Origin of the sequence: Aeromonas sp. s2 (assembly GCF_040907935.1) — a bacterium.
GTDB lineage: Bacteria > Pseudomonadota > Gammaproteobacteria > Enterobacterales > Aeromonadaceae > Aeromonas > Aeromonas dhakensis.
In genome coordinates this window covers 69654-88807 of record NZ_JBFOCR010000021.1, presented here as the reverse complement: position 1 = coordinate 88807, position 19154 = coordinate 69654, and the positions used below count along the sequence as shown (strand labels likewise).

Sequence of the window (19154 nt, the reverse complement as noted above, 5' to 3'; positions counted from 1 at the left end):
ATCCGGGTCAGATGCCGCCGCCAGGCCGGCTGCGATGGCAGCTTTGCACGCCCTGGGCGATATACTTCTCGACCGATGAAACGGACACCTGCAGCTGGCTGGCGATGTCCTGATAACCGAGGCCGCCGAGGCGGGAGAGCAACAGGGCCTGGCGGATCTTGGGGGACTGGCGTTGCAGGGCCGATGCGACGGCTCCCAGCGCCTCGCGCTGCATGGCGCGCAGCTCTTCCGAGGGGGCCTGAGCGTCGGGCTGGTAGCTCTGCTGCTCGAGGTAGCGAGCCTCCAGCGCACGCCGGCGGTAGAGATCGATCACCTTGCCCTTGGCGATCTGCATCAGATGGCGACGGCACTCGGCCGCCGTGGGGATATGTCCCTTGCGCAGCAGCTGAAGGTAGATGTCGTGCGCCAGATCCGCGGCGTCGCAGCTGTTGCCCAACCTGCGTCTTAGCAGCGAGCAGAGCCATCCGTGATGTTCCTGATACAGACGATGCAACTGCGCCTGGAAGGAGCCTGTGCCCATTTCCACGATTTCTCTCCTGAACCTCGTGTTATTTTTATTTGAGAATGAAAATCATTATGGTAATCATTTGCACGGTATCGTGTTCATCGATATATCGCAATGCCTTTCCCGCCAATTAGGGGGGAGGGGCATGTGTCCGTGGTTATTTCAAATAAAACAGACGTAATTCACAGGGTTATATTTCCACAGAGAAGGAGATGGCTTTTGCTGCAATTCCATAATGAGGGGCTGCTTGAGCTGCCTGTCAGTGCCCATGAAGAGAGCTGCTGGTTGTTACAACAACAGCAGCCCGAGCAGATAATTAAACAGGCGATGTGTTGGCCGCTCCCTGACGATATTGATATTTCGCTGTTGATATTGAGTGTTGAGTTATTAATAAATGAGCAGCCGGAACTCAATGCCCGTTATTTTTTCAGTGCCGATGGCGATCTATTTAAATATCAGATAAATGGCTGGTATCCCTGTCTGGAATTTCATCGTCTGGCGGCTGACGAGGTGGATGAGCTGGTACGGCGAGTGCAGCAGGCCCCCTGGGACAGTGCCCGCCAGCCGCCTTTCAAGGCATTGATTATCAACGCAGAAAGTAGTGTGACACTGGCGCTGGTGCTGCATCCTGTGCTTGCGGAACAGAGCTCGCCACAGACCCTGATGGCGGCGCTGAAGCAGCACTACGATCGGTTGGCTACCGGCCAGGCCGGGCAAACGCCGCTGCTGCTATCATCCCCGGCATGCATTGCCACACCAGCCTCTTGTGCCCCTGCTCATGATGTCGGCAAGAATATTTCACGGATTATTCTTGAGGAATTTCGCCGTGCCTTGTCATCGCCCGATATGGGACCGGATGATGACTTTTTTGATAATGGTGGTCACTCCCTGCTGGCGACCAGAATTATTGGGAAATTACTGAGCGAGCACGGTATCGAGTGCCGCTTCAACGACTTTTTCGAATCGCCGACGGCGGCTGCCCTGGCACGCAAGGCCGTGATATCAGAGCAGGCTTCACTACCGGAAGCCGTCCCGGCAAATAACAGGGCACCGGCTCCGCTCGCCCTGGCGCAGGCCTCTCTGTGGCGGGCTTATGAAGCCCACGACTTTGGCACCATTTTTAATCTTCCCTTTGCCCTCGATTTTATTGACGAGGTGGACGAGCCCCTGTTTGCTCGCGCCTTTGCCGATATTATCGAGCGCCACGCCAGTTTGCGGACCCTGTTCATGACGCAGGATGGCGAAGTGCGGCAACGCATTCTCCCGGTCGATCAGCTGGCCGGCTATCGCTGGTTCTGGGGCAGTGCCGAGTCGCAGGGGATGACCTTGGCCGACGCAGCGGCCCATCGCTTCGACCTGACCCGGGAGCTGCCGCTGCGGATCCGTTTCCTGCGCGATCCGGCCACGGGGCGCCAGCAGCTCTCCTTGCTGGTGCACCACATGGTGGTGGATGAATGGTCCATCAACCTGATGATGGGGGAGCTGGCTCAGGCCTACCTGGCTCGCGCCGCCGGGATTGCCCCCCGCTGGGATGCACCGGCGCCGGCGTTTCACGATTTTGCCCATCGGCAGGCGGCGGATGGTATCAACGAGACGCACCTGGCCTACTGGACCCGTCTGCTGCACGGCGCCGTGCCGGCTTCCCGCCGTCCTCCCTTGCCGGTGATGCCCCTGCAGGGGGAAACCTGGGCCGCCCGCTGGCACGAGTGGCAGCCGGCCGAGGGCACGCTGGCCCGGCTCTATGAGCTGGCCCGCGCCCACGATGCCTCCCTCTTTACCCTGATGTACACGGCCATCGCCCTCTCCTTGCACCAGTTGGGTCAGGCCGAGGAGATCCTGATCGGTACCTCGACCTCGGGGCGCACCGATCCCGCCTTCTTCGACTCGGTGGGCTATTTCACTACCATGGTGGCGCATCGGGTGTCGTTTGCCGCGACCACCCGGTTTGGCGATCTGCTGCGTCAGGTGACCCGCACCATCAACGACTCACTCTGCCAGGCGGACGTGCCGCTCGAACAGATCCAGCAGGGATTGGGCATGACGCCGGCCGACGGCTTGCTGTTCGACGTCTACATCCAGATCCACGCCAGCAATGCCCTCAACGGCCGTTTGCCGACCCCGGCGGGCGAGGGGCTGCGCTACCGCCAGATCGATGCGGACAAGACCGAAACCATGTTCGGCCTGCAGTTCGAGATCATGGAGGACGTGCTGGACGATGAACGGCGGCTGCGGCTGGTCATCACCTACCGGGACGGTCGCTACAGCCCGGCCCAGGTACAAACCCTCTGCACCCTGCTTGACCGGTTGCTCGAACGGCTGATGCGGGAGGGGACTGCCAGCCCGCTCGCGGCCCAGGCCCCACAGGTGTGATGGCGTGAGCCCCCGCAAGGGGGCTCACTGTTTGGCTCAGTCGGTCGGCAGACCGTAGTGCTGGAAGGTGGTGCGGGCGGGCAGGTGGTAGTGGGCGCGGCCCAGCAGCTGGTTGAGGATGCGGGCATTGCGGTTGGGCCCGAGCCCCAGATCCGGCGAGCCTACCCCCTGCTGGAAGATGTCGGCGTTGTGGATGAAGACCCGGCCTGTGCCCCGATCGGCGCGGCGGGCGGTGAAGTCCTCCTGCACTATGCAGTCCCCCTGTTCGTCCACGGCCAGCACCTCGCCCTTCAATTGTTCGAACCAGGCGGGCCAGGCGTGGGCATAGCCGGTGGCGGCCACCACGGCATCGGCCTCGAGGGTACAACGCTGATCGAGCTGGGTGTGGTGGCAGGTCAGACGCAGGGCTCCGTCGCTCAGGACTTCGGCCGCCTCCAGATTGCAGCTGGAGAAGAGGGTCAGCCCGGGTGTCTGGCCGCCGATGGATCGCTCGTAGATCAGGTCGAACAGGGCGCCTATGGTCGCGAAGCTGATCCCCTTGTAGAGCATCCCCTGTCCGGCCACGATGGCGCGCCGTTTCTCCCGCGGGATGCGCTGGAAATAGTCCATGTAGCCGGGGGTGAAGCACTCCTGCCCCAGCTTGGAGTACTCCATGGGGTGGAAGCCGGGGGCCCGAGTGATCCACTGGATGGCCGCCCCGGCGGCCACCCGCTCCGGCGTGAGCGTCTGGAACAGGGCCAGCACGCACTCGGCCGCACTCTGCCCGGAGCCGACCACGGTCACCCGGCGGCAGGCGGCCAGGCGCTCCCTGGCGTGCAGGAAGTCGGCGGAGTGCAGCAGATTCGGGTGTTCGATCCCCTGCGCCCAGGCGGGCAGGGTCGGACGGGTGCCAATGCCGATGGCCAGATCACGGCTCTGGTAGTGGCGGGGCCGGCCGTCGGCGTCGCGGCTCTCGAGGCAGAAACGCTCCTTGCCCGCATCGTAATGCACCGCCACCACCTCTTCGCCAAAGCGGCAGCCGGGGAGCTGCTCGGCGGCCCAGCGGCAGTAGTGGTCATACTCGCGGCGCGGGATCTGGAAGTGGTCGTAGTAGTAGAAGGGGTAGAGCCGGTCGTGCCGGTGCAGGTAGTTGAGGTAGCTCAGCGGATGGGTCGGGTCGGCCAGGGTGACCAGGTCGGCCAGGAAGGGCACCTGCAGCGTGGTGCCCGGCAGCAGGAGCCCCTGGTGCCAGCTGAAGGCCGGTTTGCGATCCAGAAACACCCCGCTCAGCTCGGGATGCCGGTCCAGCAGGGCGGCCAGCCCCAGGTTGAAGGGGCCGATGCCGACCCCGGCGATATCCACGTGTGTGGTCTCCATAAACACTCCCAAAGAAAAGGTGATGCGCCCCGGCCATGCCGGGGCGCAGAGTCAGGCGTGCACGCTGGCCAGCAGCCCCTCGACGTCGGCCGCCGTGCGGCAGGCCAGCAGCTGGCCCGGTGACAGCTCCACGGCGAAGCGTTCGTGCAGCCGGGCCGAAATGGTCTTCAGGTGCTGGGGCCGCAACCCCAGTGCGGTAAAGGGCTGCCGGCTGTCGGCACTGCCCGGTGCCGCGCCCAGCACCTCCAGATAGATGTCGAGTACCCCGTGACGGGGGGCGGGTTGCACCAGCAGGGTGCGTGCGGCGTGCTTGTCCGGCTTGCCGTTGGCGGTGAGGGGCAACTGCTCGACGGCCAGGGCGCGGGTCGGCACATGGGAGGCCGGCAACTGCGCCCGGGCAAACTCGCGCAGGGCGGCCGGGTCCAGCCGGTGGCCGGTGGCGCAGACGTAGAGCAGCCCGATCCCCAGCTCCCCCTGTTGCTCGTCGCCGTACTCCACCACCAGCACCTGGGCGAGGGCCGGATGGGTGATGAGAGCACTCTCGACGTCGGGCAGCGAGACACGCACCCCGCGCACCTTGATGTAACCGTTGACCCGGCTGTCGAACAGCAGGGTGCCGTCGCGGCGGTAGCGGCCCCGATCGCCGGTGCGAAACGCACGCACCGGTTGGCCCTTGTCATCGGTGAGGGTGACGAAGTCGGTCTGGACAAGCTGCCCCTGTTCTAGGTAGCCGAGGGCCAGGTTGACGCCGCTGGTATGGATGCGGCCCGCCACCCCGAGCGGGCAGTGTTCACCGCGCTCGTCCAGCAGCCAGTAGGCATTGCCCGGCAGCGGTGTGCCGTAGGGTATGCGCTGCAGATCGTCGGCGCTTATCTCGTGCCAGATGCTCCAGATGGTGGTTTCGGTCGGCCCGCCGAGGGAGAAGAGGCGGGTGGCAGGCAGGCCGGTGCGCAGGCGCTCTATGATGCCCGGCTTGATGTAATCCCCCCCCTGGGCGACGAGCCGCAGACTCTGCAGCGTGTCGACCGGGTGGCAGGCGAGCAGCATCTCCAGCATGGCCGGCACCGAACACCAGAGGGTGACGCCGTGGCGCGCGATGAGTCGGCCCCAGTGCACCGCATCCTTGTCGGCGCCGGGCTCCGGCAGCACCAGGGTGGCGCCGGCGGTCAGGCAGCCAAACACGTCGAAGACCGACATGTCGTGGTGCAGCGGGGTGACGGAGAGAAACCTGTCCTGCTCTGTGATGCCCCAGCGTTGCAGGGTGCTGCCGATCACGTTGGCGGTGGCCTGGTTGCTCAGCACCACGCACTTGGGGCGCCCCGTGGTGCCTGAGGTATAGAGGTAGTAGGCCGGCGTGGTGTGGGCACTGCGCCCCGCCCAGGGCGTGCCGAGGGGGGCGTCGGAGCCGGCCAGCAGGGTGGCCGGGGTCAGCGTGGGGTAGCCCGTCTCTGCGCCTGGCTCTGCCACCACCAGGTCGGGGCAGCAGTTGTCCAGCAGATAGCGGCGGCGTTCGGCTGGCGAGGCGGCATCGATGGGCACCCAGATGATGCCGCTGAGGGCGCAGGCCAGGGTCACCATGGTGTGCTCTGGGCTGCGCGGCAGGCAGATGGAGACGACCTGCCCGGCCTCGATGCCGGCCTCGCTCAGGGTATGCATCACGCGCCCCACGCCGTGACCAAGCTCCCGGTAGCTGAACCGTCGTTCCCCCTGGATCAGGGCCACCGCCTCGTGCTGCGGATGGAACAGGCGATCGGCGATGCGCTGCAGGAAGTCGGTGTGGCAGGCGGCGTCCGGCAGGCTGTTGTGACGGGCATGGGTGGGGGTGACCAGGTCAGGGAGGTGAAATGCCTTTCCCTCCGCCAGCCGTGCCACGGCACGCGCCATGGCCGCGAGCAGATCGCTCACCAGCGCGGCCTCCAGGGCCTCGCTGGCGTAGTCGATGTCGAGCACCAGGGTGCCGTCGGCCTGCTGGCTGATGCGAATGTCCATGGCGACCTGGGGTGTCTGGGTCAGGCCCCCTTGCCACTGCATGGGGCTTTCTGACGCGGCCACCGGCCAGGCCAGTCCGTTGGTGATGACCACGGGCAGGGCGGGCCCGCCGCCATGGGTCTCCACCAGCTGGCGGGCGATATCGACCCCGGAGAACGCGAGCCGATCCAGCCCCTCCATGACGTCCTGCTGCAGGATGTGGGCCAGCTCCAGCAGGGTGCCCTCTGCGGGCTGCCAGGTGAGGGCGATAAAGCTGGAACGGTTGGTCAGCGGTCCGCCGGGTGGCGGGGCCACCGGCACGGCCACGCAGAGATCCCCCTCGTCGCGCCAGCGGGAGAGTACCTCCAGGATGACGGCCATCAGGGTGGTGTTCTTGAACAGGTGCTGGCGGGCACCCAGCTTGTAGAGCGCGGCCGCCTGCCCGGCAGGTATGCGTTGCCGCTGGCGGGCGTAACGGGCACTGCGCAGACCTTCGAGCGGCTGGGTCCAGGGCAGGCGCGGTGGCCCCTCGAGCCTGGCCAGCTTGCGTCGCCAGTAGTCCCCTGCCTGCTCCCGCTGCGCCGCCGTGGGCTCGTGAGCGGGCGGAGAGGGCTGCGCGGGGGCCACTATTCCTTCGAACAGTTCGCGCATCAGGGTGGCGATGGCGTGTCCATCCAGGATCAGGGCATCGATGCGCACGAAGGCGACCAGCTCGTCTCCCGGCAGGTGCAGCAGGGTCAGATCCCAGGGGGACTGCGTCAGGTCGAACAGGGCATGGCTGTATGCCTCCCGGTGGCGAGCGAGCCTGGGTGCCACCTCCTCTTCGGTCAGCTGACGCAGGTCCTGTTCGTGCAGATTGAGGCGCGCCTCGTCATCGACGACCTGTACCAGGCGGTCGGCATCGATGCGGGTACGCAGCGCATCGTGGCGCTGCACCATCTCCCGCAGGCGGGCGCGCAGCAGCGCCGGCTCCATCTTGCCGCGGTACTCCCGGTACTCCTGCATGGCCACGCCCCCGAGCGGAAACTGGGTGGTGCGCCCGAGCAGGTAGGCCTGCTGCAGCGGCGTCAGGGGGGCCTCGCGGCGGCGGTGCAGCTGGGCGTCGAGCAGGGCGGGATCCCGCGCCAGCTGGCGCAACTGTGCCACCAGATCGTCGAAGAGGGCGGTGATCCAGGGGCGCGGCAGGGCATCGAGGCGGACGTCCCAGTTGATGAGCAGTTCGCCGCGCAGGCGCACCAGCTGGGCATCCAGCGCTACCTGGGGGCCCTGGGAGATGACCCAGTTCATGGCGCCGAAGACCCTGTGCACCCGTTCGTCAAACAGCGAGCCCCCTTCCAGATCCAGGGCGGCGGTGAAGACGATGGGGGCCAGCTGGGCCGAGCCGTGGTGGCGGGAGAGGTCGCGCATCACCGCCACGCCGGAATAGGCGCCGTGGCCGAGGCGCTGGTGCCATTGGGCCGCCAGTTGCCGGCACAGCGCATCCAGCGTGCCGGCCTGATCAAGGTCCACGTCCACCAGGGTGAGGTTGGCGAACTCGCCGACGATCCGCTGCTCGTTGCCGAGCACGGGCTCGCGCCAGAAGAAGGGGACGTTGAGGCGAAAACGCCTGTCGCCGGTGGCCTTGCCCAGGGCGTGGGCGAAGAGGCCCAGCATCAGGCTGGAGAGGGTCAGGCGCCGCTGCCGTGCCAGGGCGGTGAGGGCCTGGCAGGTGGCGGCATTCAGGGTGGCGCTGAGACGCTCGCTGGCGGGGGGAGTCTGCTGCGGAGCGGGCGGCAGGGTGGGCGCCGGCGCCAACGCGGGCAGTTGCTGTCGCCACCACTGCCGATCCTGTTCCCGACGCTCACGCAGGCGCGTCTGCACCGCCTCGTGCCAGGCAAAAAACGAGGGGGATGGCGGTGGCGTCCACTCCGGCTCTTCGTACCACCGGGCCAAATCGGCGAGCAGGATCCGCACGCTGGAGGGATCGACGGCCATCATGTCGGTGTCGATGTGCAGCCGCTGGCGCTGCTCTGCCAGCCGGGTGACGGACAAGCGGGCCGCCTGACCCCGGCTCAGATCGAGTTGCTGGTGGGCCCACTCCTGCCGCTTGCGGGCCAGAGCATCGGCCAGTGGCTGGCCGCTCAGGGAGCGGAAATCATCTATCTCCAGCACGGCCGGGGCAGGAGCCCCCAGCGTTTGAGCGCCGTCCCGGGTGACGGTCAGGCGCAGCATGGGGTGCGCCTGATAGAGACGCTCCAGCGCACCGTGCAGGCGCGCCAGATCGAGGGCCGGGCCGTCAAACTCGGCGTAGAGGTGGGCACTGACGCCCCCCAGATGGGCATGCGCGCTGCGTCCCATCCAGCAAGCCGCCTGCATCGCGGTCAGTTCTTTCATCTCATTCATGGCGTTGACAACTTGTCGTGTTTCGTTGTTTATATATTTAAAGGTGAGAATGATTTTCATTTCAAGGTTAATTTAATCCGTCAACCCATATGGTTATATCGATAAGTCGCTTAATTAAATTGGCATCAGTCGTGGCCAGAGATGACCCTTGACGGTATTTAAGACCGGTATGACGGCACCTCTTTTTTGACAGTAATCGATCCAGTTTTCAGCAATTTGGTGGGGGCGTTGATTAAACAATCACGACTAGAAATAACCATGACAGACAGTGAGGAAATAACATGAGCAGACCAACATTCATGACCCGTGAGTGGTTGAATGAACGAGTACAGAGCTTGGTGGAGGAGGGGGAGCTGGATCCGGAGGAGAGTCTGGTGCTGTATGGGCTGGACTCCCTCAGCATCATGCGCTTTACCGCAGAGCTGAAGGCACAAGGGGTCGATGTCGGCTTTGACGAGCTGGCGCGCAGGCCCACCTTGTCAGCCTGGTGGGCGCTCCTGAGCGGCTCCCCGGCGGCCTGACTGGCTGTATATATTCAATCAATTTCACGCATTGCTCTTATCATTCAGCAAGGGTGGCGCCAGGTCATGGCGCTCGCCACGGACACCATCATGACGCTGTCAGCAGAAGATCAGCACAGGCTCGAGCAGTTTTGGCAGTTCTGCCTTACCCATCAATATTTCAATGTCGGTTATCCGGAGGCTGCCGACTTTGATTATTCCAAGCTGCACAAGTTTTTACAGTTTTCTATCAATAACTGTGGCGACTGGGGCGCGCCTGGAAATTATTTGCTAAATACCTTCGAATTTGAGCGAGAGGTCATGAACTATTTCTCATCGCTATTTTCAATCCCGCCAGAGCAGAGCTGGGGTTATGTGACCAATGGCGGCACCGAAGGCAACATGTTTGGTTGTTATCTTGCCAGAGAGTTGTTTCCTGAAGGCACCCTCTATTATTCACAAGAGACACACTATTCGGTTGCCAAAATAATCAGGTTGCTGCGGATCAAGGCCAAAGAAATTCCCACACTGCCCACCGGGGAAATAGACTGCGATAAGTTGGCAGAGCAGATAGTGGATGATGGCGAGCGTCATCCCATCATATTTGCCAATATCGGTACCACCATGAAGGGGGCGATCGACGACATCGGCGCCATTCAACGGCGGCTGTCGGCCATCGGCATTCCCCGTCAGGATTACTACCTGCATGCGGATGCGGCCCTGAGCGGCATGATCCTGCCATTTCTGGACGATGTGCCGGCCTTTTCATTTGCCGACGGCATCGATTCCATCAGTGTCTCGGGCCACAAGATGATGGGGTCGCCGATCCCGTGCGGCATCGTGTTGGCCAGGCGGCGTTTTGTGGATCGCATCGCCGTGGAGGTGGACTACATCTCGGCCAGCGATCAGACCATCAGCGGATCGCGCAACGGCTTCACTCCCCTGTTGATGTGGGCCGCCATCAAGGGACGGACGCTGGCCCAATGGCGTGAGCGGACCGGGCGCTGCCTGGCCATGGCCCAGCAGCTGGTAGAGCGGCTGAATCAGCAGGGGGTGCCCGCCTGGCGGCATCCGCACTCCATTACCGTGGTCTTCCCGCGCCCCTCGGAACGCACCTGGAAGACCCATTGCCTGGCGACCTCGGGCGAGCACTCCCACCTCATCATTCTGCCTCATCATCACAGCCTTCATCAGCTGGATGCGGTGATCCGCGACATAGTGCGGGATCTCGGCCCGGCGGCCGAGCCCACCGCCTGCGCGCTCCCTGTGCTCGCCTGCTCCGCATAAAAAGAAAAAGCCATTGTCTCCAATGGCTTTTTCACGCTATCGAACCGGTATTATTCGATGTTCTGGATCTGCTCGCGCATCTGCTCGATGAGCACCTTCAGCTCGACGGCGGACTGGGTCACCTCGGCGTTGATGGACTTGGAGCCGAGGGTGTTCGACTCGCGGTTGAACTCCTGCATCATGAAGTCGAGACGACGGCCGCAGGCGCCACCCTTCTTCATGATCTTGTTGGTCTCGCTGATGTGCATCTCCAGCCGATCCAGCTCTTCCGCCACGTCGATCTTCTGGGCCAGCAGTACGATCTCCTGCTCGATACGGGCCGGATCCAGCTCCACCTTGGCTTCGGCCAGACGGTCGGTGAGCTTCTGGCGCTGCCACTCGATGATCTGCGGCAGGTGCACGCGCACCTTCTTCACTTCTACCTGAATGCCGGCCAGACGCTGTTCGATCAGCGCCTTGAGGTTGGCCCCTTCGCTGGCGCGGGAGGCGAGGAAATCTTCCATGGTCTGGTCAAACCCGCCGAGCAGCTCGGTGGCAACCGCATCCATGTCCTGCTCGGCGGCAGCCATCACGCCCGGCCAGCGCAGCACGTCGACCGGATTAAGCTGACCCTGGCCCGCCTCTTTCATTACCCAGTTGGCGCTGTCGATGATGAGCTTGGCCAGCTCTTCATTGATGTGCAGCTGGCTGGCGGCAGCTTGGGCGGCCTCGAAGCGCAGGTTGCACTCCACCTTGCCGCGCTGCAGCTTGGCGCGGAAGCGCTCACGCAGAACCGGCTCCAGGCTGCGCAGTTGTTCCGGCAGGCGAATGTAGGTCTCCAGATAGCGCTGGTTGACCGAACGAATTTCCCAAACGGCTGTGCCCCAGTCGCCCTTGAGTTCCTTGCGGGCGTAGGCGGTCATGCTGTGAATCATTGATTGTTCCGGGCTTGATGAAGTGTGGGGCCAGTATACTCAGCCAGGCCTGCTCCGTCAGCCGACAGCGTGGTTTTAGCGGCTGATATTTGGGCTGGGATCACTTATACTCCTGCGCCAATTCAGCCAGCCCAGAGGTCCGTCCCATGTCACGTCCCAGCGATCGCACTGCCGCGCAGCTTCGTCCGGTCACCATTACCCGCCACTTCACCAAGCATGCTGAAGGGTCCGTGCTGGTGGAATTCGGCAACACCCGCGTGCTTTGCACCGCCAGCGTCGACACCAGCGTGCCGCGCTTCCTGAAAGGGAAGAATCAGGGCTGGGTGACCGCCGAGTACGGCATGCTGCCGCGCTCCACCCACTCCCGGATGAACCGCGAAGCGGCCTCCGGCAAGCAGAGCGGCCGCACCCTGGAGATCTCTCGCCTGATCGCCCGCTCCCTGCGCGCCGCGGTAGACCTGACCGCCCTGGGCGAGCACTCCATCACAGTTGACTGCGACGTGCTGCAGGCCGACGGTGGCACCCGTACCGCCGCCATCACTGGTGCCTGTGTGGCGCTGGTGGATGCGCTGAACTGGATGGTCGAGAAGGGCATGATCAAGCAGAGCCCGCTCAAGCAGATGATCGCCGCCGTCTCCGTCGGCATGTTCGAAGGGGAAGCCATCTGCGATCTGGAGTACATCGAAGACTCCGCCGCCGAGACCGACATGAACGTGGTGATGACCGAAGATGGTCGCATCATCGAGGTGCAGGGCACCGCGGAGGCCGAACCCTTCACCCACGAAGAGCTGCTGGAGATGCTGGCGCTCGCCAAGGGCGGCATCGCCGACATCATTGCGCTGCAGAAGCAGTCGCTCTCCTGATTTTAAAAACGCGGCATTGTCCGCGTTTTTTTATACCTTCACACAAGACAACGACAAGCCAAGCAAGGAGCCAGAATGAAAGCCTACCAGCGTCAATTTATCGAGTTCGCCCTGGAGAAACAGGTCCTCAAATTCGGTGAATTTACCCTGAAATCCGGTCGTAAAAGCCCCTACTTCTTCAACGCCGGTCTGTTCAACAGCGGCCGCGATCTGGCCCGTCTCGGCCGCTTCTATGCCGCCGCTCTGATGGATGCCGGCATCGAGTTTGATGTGCTGTTTGGCCCGGCCTACAAGGGGATCCCCATCGCCTCCGCCACCGCGGTGCAACTGGTGGAGCAGCACGACGTGGACGTGCCCTGGTGCTTCAACCGCAAGGAGGCCAAGGATCACGGTGAAGGCGGCAATCTGGTGGGCAGCCCGCTCAAGGGGCGCATCATGCTGGTGGACGACGTCATCACCGCCGGCACCGCCATCCGCGAATCCATGGATCTGATCCAGGCCAACGGCGCCTCCCTGGCTGGCGTGCTGATCGCGCTGGACCGTCAGGAGAAGGGCAAGGGCGAGCTCTCCGCCATTCAGGAGGTAGAGCGTGACTACGGCGCCCACATCATCGCCATCATCCAGATGAGCGACCTGATCGCTTATCTGGAAGAGAAGCAGGCCGAGCAGCCTGAGCTGGCTACGCAACTGGCTGCCATGAAGGCGTACCGCGCCCAGTACGGCATCTGAGCCGGTCACACCGCGTAATAGTTGAATGCGGCGCCCATTTGCTCTCTGGCAGCAAACGGGCGCCGTTTTTTCATCTGCAAAAAGTGAGTCAGGTGGCTTGAGCTTACCCTTACAGTAAAGGTTAGGGTTTGCTGGTCGGCGCTCGTTCTGGCCGACGGGTTCCGGGGAGGAACAAGATGACCACTCATATTCAATTACCCATCCATCTGCAGCTGCCGCTCACAGGCATGAGCTGCGCCAATTGCGCCAGCCGCATCACGACCGCCCTCAACAAGCTGGAGGGGGTCGAGGCGACCGTCAATTTCGCGCTGGAGCAGGCCGCCATCGACCTGGCCAGCACCGATCGTTTGCCGGCGGTGCTGGAGAGCATTCAGGCACAGGGCTATGACTATGGCCACGAGACGCTCTCCTTCCAGATCAGCGGCATGACCTGTGCCGGTTGTTCGGCCCGTCTGAACAAGATGCTGGCCGCGCTGCCCGGCGTCATCTCAGCCGACGTCAACTTCTCGCTCGAGCAGGCCCGTATCGTGCTGGTGCCCGGGATGCAGACCCCTGCCGCATTGCGCGAGCAGATCGAAGCCCTCGGCTTTGGCGCCCAGCTGGCGCAAGGCTCCGCCAGTGGCCGCCGCCAGCAGTTGCTGGAGCGGGAAGCGCAGGAGGCCGCCAGCGCCCGTCAGGCGCAGACCCGGGTCATCGTCTCGGCGCTGCTGACCCTGCCGCTGTTGGTGGGTATGCTCTCAATGGCTGGTCTGCTGCCCTGGCATCTGCCCGCCTGGCTGGAGCTGGTGCTCGCCACCCCGGTACAGTTCTGGATCGGGGCCCGCTTCTATCGCGGTGCCTGGCTCGCCATCAAGAACCGCTCCGCCAACATGGACGTGCTGGTGGCGACCGGTACCAGCGCGGCCTACTTCTACAGCCTCTATCTGCTGCTGACCCTGGGGATGGCCGCCAGCGGCCAGCTCTATTTCGAGGCGAGCGCCATCATCATCACCCTGATCTCCCTCGGCAAGTTGCTGGAGGCCCGGGCCAGACGCAGCACCCAGTCCGCCATTCGCGAACTGATGGCGCTGCGGCCGGAAACCGCCACCGTCTGGCGTGGCGAGAGCTGGCAGAGCGTGGCCATCGACGAGGTGCTGCGCGGCGATCGGCTGCGGGTGCTGGTGGGTGAGCGGGTACCGGTGGATGGCAAGATCCTGAGCGGCGAGAGCGAGCTGGACGAGTCGATCCTCACCGGCGAGAGCCTGCCGGTGCCCCGCGGCGAGGGCGACAAGGTGCTCGGCGGTGCCATCAACCGCTCCGGCGTGCTGGAGATCGAGGCCACGACTGTGGGGGAGGACTCCAGCCTCAGCAAGATCATCGCTCTGGTGGAGAGCGCCCAGATGGGCAAGGCCCCGCTGCAGCAGTTGGTGGACAAGGTCTCCGCCGTGTTCGTGCCGGTGGTGATGGCCATCGCCCTCTTTACCCTGCTAGTGTGGTACGCCATCGGCAACGACTTCGGTCAGGCGCTGCTGGCGGCGGTGGCGGTGCTGGTGATCGCCTGCCCCTGCGCGCTGGGACTGGCCACCCCGGCCGCCATCGTCACCGGCACCGGGGTGGCGGCGCGCCACGGCATTCTGATCAAGGATGTGGATACCCTGCAGAAGGCCCACGCCATCAAGGCGCTCATCTTCGACAAGACAGGTACGCTCACTCAGGGCCGGCCGGTGCTGGCGAGCTGGAGCGGCAACGACGAGCAGTTGCGCCTTGCCGCTGCCCTGCAGCAGGCGAGCGAGCACCCGCTGGCGCTGGCCATGCGCGAGGCGGCCGGTCAGGATGCCGTGCTGCCCCAGCCGGAAGCCGTCGAGGTGCGGGTCGGGGCCGGAATCCTCGGCCAGGTGGCGGGTCATTCGGTCGCCATCGGCAATGCCAATCTGTTGGCACAACTCGGCATGGAAGCGCCTGCGCAGGATCAGCAAGCCGCCGACGGCGCGACCCGGGTCTGGGTGGCCATCGACGGCGTGGTGGCCGGCATAGCGGCCCTGGCCGATACCCTGCGCCCCGAGAGTCCGGAAGCCATCGCTACCCTGCGCCAGCGCGGCATCGCCAGCTGGCTGGTGAGCGGTGACGCGCCGGCGCCGGTGGCCCATATCGCCGCCAAGCTGGGGTTGGACGGGGCCTTTGACTCAGTGCTGCCGGCCGGCAAGGTGGAAAAAGTCGAGGCGCTGCGGGCGCAAACCAGCGGGCTGGTCGCCATGGTGGGGGACGGGGTAAACGACGCCCCGGCGCTGGCGGCAGCGGATGTAGGCATCGCCATGGGCTCCGGCTCCGACGTGGCGATGGAGACCGCCTCCATCACCCTGATGCGATCTGACCCGCGGCTGGTGGCCGATGCCATCGACATCTCGGCGGCCACCTGGCGCACCATCCAGCAGAACCTGTTCTGGGCCTTCGTGTTCAACATCATCGGCATTCCGCTGGCGGCGCTGGGTTACCTCAGCCCCGAGCTGGCGGGGGCTGCCATGGCCCTGAGCAGCATCACAGTATTGAGCAATTCCCTGTTATTGAAGCGTTGGCAGCCGCGGGCACTTGCCCAGGTCGGCCACAATCTCAGCACAGAATCGAACCGTTAAGGAGTCATCCATGAACATCAGCAAGGTAGCCAAGGCGACGGGACTGACCGCCAAGACCATCCGCTACTACGAGAGCATCGGCCTCATCTCGGCGCCGGTGCGCAGCGACAACGGCTATCGCAGTTACACCGAGGGGGCGCTGCGCGAGCTGCGCTTCGTCAAGCGGGCGCGGGAGACCGGCTTCAATCTGGAGGAGTGCCAGGAGCTGCTGGCGCTCTATCGGGATGAGCACAGAACCAGCGCCCAGGTGAAGAAGCTGGCGCAGGAGAAGATCGTCGATCTGCGCGCCCGCATCGCCGGCCTGCAGGCCATGCTCAGCTCTCTCGAGGGGCTGGTCGGTTGCTGCCACGGGGACGAGAACCCCGAGTGCCCGATCCTCGACGAGCTGGAGCGCGGCTGAGCCGCCCCTGCCGGCAGGCTGGGGTCTGGCATCATCGACTGACTAACCGCTTAATAACGGACGTTTTATTGTTGGCTCCGAAGGGGTAGTGGTAGACTGTGCGGCTCTTGTACAGGGAGTACGCAGTTGACCCAGAGTGTGACACGTCAGGTAAAGCAGGCCATCATGGCCCAGCTCTATACCCACGCCTCATTCAGCCTGCCTTGCCTGGGTCTGCTGGCACTTGGCTGGAGCCTGCTGTTCCACGACTACCTGCCCGCCAGCGAGGCGCTTGGCTGGCTGGCGAGCGTGATGCTGTTGCTGCTCTGCCGGGGCTGGCACCTGCGCTGGCGCCAGCCCCGGCTGGCACAGATCCCGCTGCCGGTGCTGGAGCGCGAACTCTTCATCGGGGTGACCATCACCTCCATCATCTGGGCGCTGGGCGTGCTGCTCTACATGGACAAGCTGCCCGATACCTACCGCGCCGCCATGATGATGCTCGCCAGTCTGATCCTCACCGGCAGTGCCATCATGCTGTTTGGCAGTCGCCGCTCCCTCTATGGCGCCGTGCTGCCGCTCGGGCTGGCCATGGTGTTCGAACTGGGGGCGGGCAACGAGCAGGAGCGGATCGTCTCCAGCATGCTGGCCGGCTACCTGTTCGTCTTTCTGCCGACCCTGCTGCGTCGCCTGCGGCGGGATCAGGTGGCCTCCCTCTATCACCGTTTCTCCAACGCCGACCTGGTGGCCGAACTGAAGGCGGTCTCCGAGCACCTCAAGCTCACCTCCCGGCTGGACGGGTTGACCGGCATCGCCAACCGGGCCCACCTCGACTACTGCCTCGAGCGCGCCTGGCGGCGCTGCCACCGTGCCCGGGCTCCCTTGTCGCTGGTGCTGGTGGATGTGGACTACTTCAAGCAGTTCAACGATCTCTACGGCCATCAGCTGGGGGATGAGTGCCTGCAGCAGGTAGCGGGTCTGCTGGCCGAGGTGCAACGGCGGGAGGATGACCTCGCCGCCCGTTACGGTGGCGAAGAGTTTGCGCTGCTGCTGCCCTGCACCAGCATGCAGGGGGCCATGCAGATCGCCGAGAACGTGCGGGTGGCCCTCAAGGAGTTGAGCATTCCCCATCAGAAGTCCCTGGTTTCCGGTCGGGTCAGCTGTAGTTTCGGGGTGGCGACCCTGGTGCCGGATCAGACCCTCTCCATCAGCGAGCTGATACAAAAAGCGGATGCGGCCCTCTATCAGGCCAAGCATAATGGGCGGGATCGTATCGAAGTAGCCTTGATGGGTAAGGTTGCCTGAGTTTCACAAGACAGATTAAAGAGGTCGTCTATGCAATGTCATCGTATCGAAGAGCTGCTGGAGTTGTTGCAGCCTGCCTGGATCAAGGAACAGGATCTCAGCCTGGTACAGTTTGTTGCCAAACTGGCCGAAGAAGCGGGATTTGAAGGGCCTCTGTCCGAGCTGACCGACGACATGCTGATCTACCACCTCAAGATGCGTGAATCCGACAAGCAGGCGATGATCCCCGGTCTGGCCAAGGACCACGTGCCCGACTTCAAGGAAGCCCTGCTCAAGGCCCGAGGCATCAAGTAAAGAGTGCGCTTGCTGGAAGCTTGAGGGTCTTCAAAAGAATCTCTTGAAAAGGCGTTTCGTCAACTGGCGATACGTCTTTTTTGTTGCTTGAAATTGCGACACCACTCGAACATTAGATACATTTTACCCACACAATTAGCAGGCTGTTTAAGATATAATCCGCCCCATAACAATTAATTAATGGAGCGAAGTGTTGCAATGGCCGACCAGGACAAGATCGATATCAAGGATGTCACCGGCGATGTAACGGGGACGTTCAACCCCAATACCTTCAAAGCCAGCGACGACAGGTTCAACCCCGGCAACCGCATTTATGTCCGGGCCCAGACCGGCTACTGGCAGCGGATGCGCAAGGCCATGGGCTGGTTCTTCGTGGTGCTCTTCGTCGCCATTCCCTGGTTGCGCTATGACGGTCGACAGGCCGTGTTGTTCGATATCGGCCATCAGCAGTTCCACATCTTCGGCGCCACCATCTGGCCGCAGGACCTCACTCTGCTGGCCTGGGTCTTCATGATCGCCGCCTTTGCCCTCTTCTTCGTGACCACCTTCCTGGGGCGGGTCTGGTGCGGCTACCTCTGCCCGCAGACGGTGTGGACCTTCATGTTCATCTGGTTCGAAGAGAAGCTGGAAGGTTCCGCCAACAAGCGCCGCAAGCTGGACGCCTCGCCCTGGAACGGCGAGAAGCTGGCTCGCAAGGGGGCCAAGCACCTGGCCTGGCTCCTGCTGTCGCTGGGCACCGGCCTCACCTTCGTCGCCTACTTCCAGGATGTGTTCCAGCTGGTGCCTGACTTCTTCACCCTGCAGGCCAGCGGCTGGGTCATCTTCTGGGTGGTGCTCTTCGCCGCCTGCACCTACGGCAACGCCGGCTGGATGCGCGCCATCATGTGCATTCACATGTGCCCCTATGCCCGCTTCCAGTCCGCCATGTTCGACAAGGACACCTTCATCGTCGGCTATGACACCAAGCGCGGCGAGACCCGGGGAGCCCGTTCCCGCAAGGCCGATCCCAAGGCGCTGGGACTGGGGGACTGCATCGACTGCGACCTCTGTGTGCAGGTCTGCCCGACCGGTATCGACATCCGCGACGGCCTGCAGTACGAGTGCATCAACTGTGGCGCCTGCGTCGACGCTTGCGATCAGACCATGGAGCGGATGGGCTATCCGAAAGGGCTCATCAGCTATACCACAGAGCACAAGCTGGCCAACGACTCCACCCATGTGGCGCGGCCCAAGCTGATCGGTTACGGCCTGGTGATGGCCATCATGCTGGGGGTGTTCGTCTACAACGCCATGTCCATCATGCCGATGGGGCTCGACATCCTGCGGGATCGCAACCAGCTGTTCCGCGAGAACAGCGAGGGGCTCATCGAGAACACCTATACCCTCAAGATCCTCAACAAGACCTTGCATCCCCAGACCTATCAGCTGGATGTGGAGGGGCTGCCGGAGCACGAGTGGTTCGGTCCGCGCGAGGTGACCCTGAAGGCCGGCGAGATCTATACCCTGCCGGTGAGCGTGGCCGTCGACCCCTTCAACCTGAAGAAGCCGACTCTGGACATCCGCTTCGTGCTCAAACGCGAAGGGGCGGCGCCGGACGACAGCAAGGGGACCCTGCGCCAGCCCAGCAAGTTCATCAGCCGGTTGTGACGGCAAGGCACACCGCCATGCACGGCAACGGCGGACAGTAGTGATAGAA

At 63.7% G+C, this 19154-nt stretch carries 14 protein-coding genes; 10 read left to right on the top strand and 4 right to left on the bottom strand.

Annotation, left to right across the window (positions count from 1 at the left end):
- Nucleotides 1–7: 7 nt before the first annotated feature.
- Nucleotides 8–520, bottom strand: coding sequence for a sigma-70 family RNA polymerase sigma factor (locus AB5Y81_RS17755; RefSeq protein WP_019840901.1), 513 nt, complete (start codon nt 518–520; stop codon nt 8–10).
- Between the two features lie 204 nt (nt 521–724).
- Between AB5Y81_RS17755 and AB5Y81_RS17750 the strand changes: the two genes are divergently transcribed.
- Nucleotides 725–2875 carry a condensation domain-containing protein gene (locus tag AB5Y81_RS17750; RefSeq protein WP_279485114.1) on the top strand — a complete coding sequence of 717 codons (2151 nt, stop codon included), beginning with the start codon at nt 725–727 and terminating at the stop codon, nt 2873–2875.
- Nucleotides 2876–2911: 36 nt separating this feature from the next.
- Here the strand turns inward: AB5Y81_RS17750 and basC are convergent, their stop codons facing one another.
- On the bottom strand, nt 2912–4216 hold the full coding sequence (gene basC, locus AB5Y81_RS17745) for a putative histamine N-monooxygenase (RefSeq protein ID WP_341536323.1): 1305 nt from the start codon (nt 4214–4216) through the stop codon (nt 2912–2914).
- 66 nt (nt 4217–4282) lie between these two features.
- Nucleotides 4283–8572, bottom strand: a complete 4290-nt coding sequence (locus AB5Y81_RS17740; protein ID WP_279485116.1) for an amino acid adenylation domain-containing protein — start codon at nt 8570–8572, stop codon at nt 4283–4285.
- A gap of 290 nt (nt 8573–8862) precedes the next feature.
- Here AB5Y81_RS17740 and AB5Y81_RS17735 point away from each other — a divergent pair, with 290 nt between their 5' ends.
- Nucleotides 8863–9102, top strand: a complete 240-nt coding sequence (locus tag AB5Y81_RS17735; protein ID WP_226014205.1) for a phosphopantetheine-binding protein — start codon at nt 8863–8865, stop codon at nt 9100–9102.
- Between the two features lie 66 nt (nt 9103–9168).
- The gene (locus AB5Y81_RS17730; protein WP_017779468.1) at nt 9169–10368 is read left to right on the top strand and encodes a histidine decarboxylase; all 1200 of its coding nucleotides are present in this window, start codon (nt 9169–9171) and stop codon (nt 10366–10368) included.
- A 50-nt stretch (nt 10369–10418) separates the two neighbouring features.
- Here AB5Y81_RS17730 and AB5Y81_RS17725 read toward each other — a convergent pair whose 3' ends face one another.
- On the bottom strand, nt 10419–11282 hold the full coding sequence (locus AB5Y81_RS17725) for a YicC/YloC family endoribonuclease (RefSeq protein WP_005306876.1): 864 nt from the start codon (nt 11280–11282) through the stop codon (nt 10419–10421).
- A gap of 146 nt (nt 11283–11428) precedes the next feature.
- Here AB5Y81_RS17725 and rph point away from each other — a divergent pair, with 146 nt between their 5' ends.
- From rph to ccoG, 7 genes are all read left to right on the top strand, one after another.
- Nucleotides 11429–12145, top strand: coding sequence for a ribonuclease PH (gene rph, locus AB5Y81_RS17720; RefSeq protein ID WP_010635695.1), 717 nt, complete (start codon nt 11429–11431; stop codon nt 12143–12145).
- A gap of 75 nt (nt 12146–12220) precedes the next feature.
- Nucleotides 12221–12874 carry an orotate phosphoribosyltransferase gene (gene pyrE / locus AB5Y81_RS17715; RefSeq protein WP_010635696.1) on the top strand — a complete coding sequence of 218 codons (654 nt, stop codon included), beginning with the start codon at nt 12221–12223 and terminating at the stop codon, nt 12872–12874.
- 176 nt (nt 12875–13050) lie between these two features.
- A complete protein-coding gene (locus tag AB5Y81_RS17710) occupies nt 13051–15483 on the top strand; it encodes a heavy metal translocating P-type ATPase (RefSeq protein ID WP_279485117.1) in 2433 nt (810 codons plus the stop codon).
- A gap of 10 nt (nt 15484–15493) precedes the next feature.
- On the top strand, nt 15494–15883 hold the full coding sequence (cueR, locus tag AB5Y81_RS17705) for a Cu(I)-responsive transcriptional regulator (RefSeq protein ID WP_010635698.1): 390 nt from the start codon (nt 15494–15496) through the stop codon (nt 15881–15883).
- A 126-nt stretch (nt 15884–16009) separates the two neighbouring features.
- The gene (locus tag AB5Y81_RS17700) at nt 16010–17164 is read left to right on the top strand and encodes a GGDEF domain-containing protein (protein ID WP_005306862.1); all 1155 of its coding nucleotides are present in this window, start codon (nt 16010–16012) and stop codon (nt 17162–17164) included.
- A gap of 30 nt (nt 17165–17194) precedes the next feature.
- On the top strand, nt 17195–17458 hold the full coding sequence (locus AB5Y81_RS17695; protein WP_005306857.1) for a YihD family protein: 264 nt from the start codon (nt 17195–17197) through the stop codon (nt 17456–17458).
- Between the two features lie 198 nt (nt 17459–17656).
- Nucleotides 17657–19105, top strand: coding sequence for a cytochrome c oxidase accessory protein CcoG (gene ccoG / locus AB5Y81_RS17690; RefSeq protein WP_005306854.1), 1449 nt, complete (start codon nt 17657–17659; stop codon nt 19103–19105).
- The last annotated feature ends 49 nt before the right edge of the window (nt 19106–19154 follow it).

What these genes read in the sequence shown, in the direction of transcription:
- AB5Y81_RS17725 (WP_005306876.1), bottom strand. Translation starts at nt 11,282, where the DNA reads ATGATTCACAGCATGACCGCCTACGCCCGCAAGGAACTCAAGGGCGAC.
- pyrE (WP_010635696.1), top strand. Translation starts at nt 12,221, where the DNA reads ATGAAAGCCTACCAGCGTCAATTTATCGAGTTCGCCCTGGAGAAACAG.
- ccoG (WP_005306854.1), top strand. Translation starts at nt 17,657, where the DNA reads ATGGCCGACCAGGACAAGATCGATATCAAGGATGTCACCGGCGATGTA.
- rph (WP_010635695.1), top strand. Translation starts at nt 11,429, where the DNA reads ATGTCACGTCCCAGCGATCGCACTGCCGCGCAGCTTCGTCCGGTCACC.
- AB5Y81_RS17755 (WP_019840901.1), bottom strand. Translation starts at nt 520, where the DNA reads ATGGGCACAGGCTCCTTCCAGGCGCAGTTGCATCGTCTGTATCAGGAA.
- AB5Y81_RS17730 (WP_017779468.1), top strand. Translation starts at nt 9,169, where the DNA reads ATGGCGCTCGCCACGGACACCATCATGACGCTGTCAGCAGAAGATCAG.
- AB5Y81_RS17740 (WP_279485116.1), bottom strand. Translation starts at nt 8,572, where the DNA reads ATGAAAGAACTGACCGCGATGCAGGCGGCTTGCTGGATGGGACGCAGC.
- cueR (WP_010635698.1), top strand. Translation starts at nt 15,494, where the DNA reads ATGAACATCAGCAAGGTAGCCAAGGCGACGGGACTGACCGCCAAGACC.
- AB5Y81_RS17695 (WP_005306857.1), top strand. Translation starts at nt 17,195, where the DNA reads ATGCAATGTCATCGTATCGAAGAGCTGCTGGAGTTGTTGCAGCCTGCC.
- AB5Y81_RS17710 (WP_279485117.1), top strand. Translation starts at nt 13,051, where the DNA reads ATGACCACTCATATTCAATTACCCATCCATCTGCAGCTGCCGCTCACA.
- AB5Y81_RS17735 (WP_226014205.1), top strand. Translation starts at nt 8,863, where the DNA reads ATGAGCAGACCAACATTCATGACCCGTGAGTGGTTGAATGAACGAGTA.